The 1,145-nt window shown below is 66.1% G+C and carries 1 protein-coding gene; it reads left to right on the top strand.

Annotation, left to right across the window (positions count from 1 at the left end; translation table 11 throughout):
• A partial coding sequence (gene mmsA, locus C5E07_RS19055; protein WP_104301653.1) for a CoA-acylating methylmalonate-semialdehyde dehydrogenase occupies positions 1-1,145 on the top strand: 1,145 nt, incomplete at its 5' end.

Raw genomic sequence — 1,145 nt, 5'->3', positions numbered from 1 at the left:
ACTTCACCGAGAACGCCTCGACCGGCGTCGACGTGTTCTCCATCAAGCAGGCCCTCGGCGTGGTCGGCATCATCAGCCCGTTCAACTTCCCCGCGATGGTCCCCATGTGGTTCTTCCCCATCGCGATCGCGGTCGGCAACACCGTCGTGCTCAAGCCGAGCGAGAAGGACCCCTCCGCCGCGATCTGGCTCGCGGAGCTCTGGAAGGAAGCGGGCCTGCCCGACGGCGTCTTCAACGTCCTCAACGGCGACAAGCAGGCCGTCGACGGCCTCCTCAACCACGACGACGTCGCCGCGATCTCGTTTGTCGGTTCGACCCCGATCGCGCAGTACATCTACGAGACCGCCTCCAAGAACGGCAAAAGAGTGCAGGCCCTCGGCGGCGCGAAGAACCACATGCTCGTGCTCCCCGACGCCGACCTCGACCTCGTCGCCGACCAGGCCATCAACGCCGGCTACGGGTCCGCGGGCGAGCGCTGCATGGCCATCAGCATCGTCCTCGCGATCGAGCCCGTCGCGGACCAGCTCATCGAGAAGGTGAAGGAGCGCATCGCGAAGCTCCGTATCGGTGACGGCACCCCCACCGACACGCACGCAGAACCCGACATGGGCCCCATCGTGTCGGAAGTGCACCGCGACAAGATCGCCTCCTACATCCAGATCGCCCACGACGACGGCGCCGACGTGCTCGTCGACGGGCGCGAGATCACGGCAGAAGGCGCCGAGGGCGGGTTCTGGCTCGGCCCGACCCTCATCGACAACCTCCCCACCACCAGCCGCGCCTACACGGAAGAGATCTTCGGCCCCGTCCTGGGCATCGTGCGCGTGAAGAGCTTCGAGGAAGGCGTCGAACTCATCAACACCGGCCAGTTCGGCAACGGCACCGCGATCTTCACCAACGACGGCGGCGCCGCCCGCCGCTTCCAGAACGAGATCCAGGTCGGCATGATCGGCATCAACGTGCCCATCCCCGTCCCCGTCGCCTACTACTCCTTCGGCGGCTGGAAAGACTCCGCGTTCGGCGACTCCAAGGCCTATGGCCTCCAGGGCTTCCACTTCTACACTCGCGAGAAAGCCGTCACCAGCCGCTGGCTCGACCCCGCCAAGCACGGCGGCATCAACCTCGGCTTCCCCGAAAACGACTAG

The organism is Pseudoclavibacter sp. RFBJ3 (genome assembly GCF_002931375.1).
Taxonomy (GTDB): Bacteria; Actinomycetota; Actinomycetes; order Actinomycetales; family Microbacteriaceae; genus Pseudoclavibacter.
The sequence above is the reverse complement of the archived record's forward strand: the minus strand, read 5'-3'. Positions and strand labels throughout refer to the sequence as shown.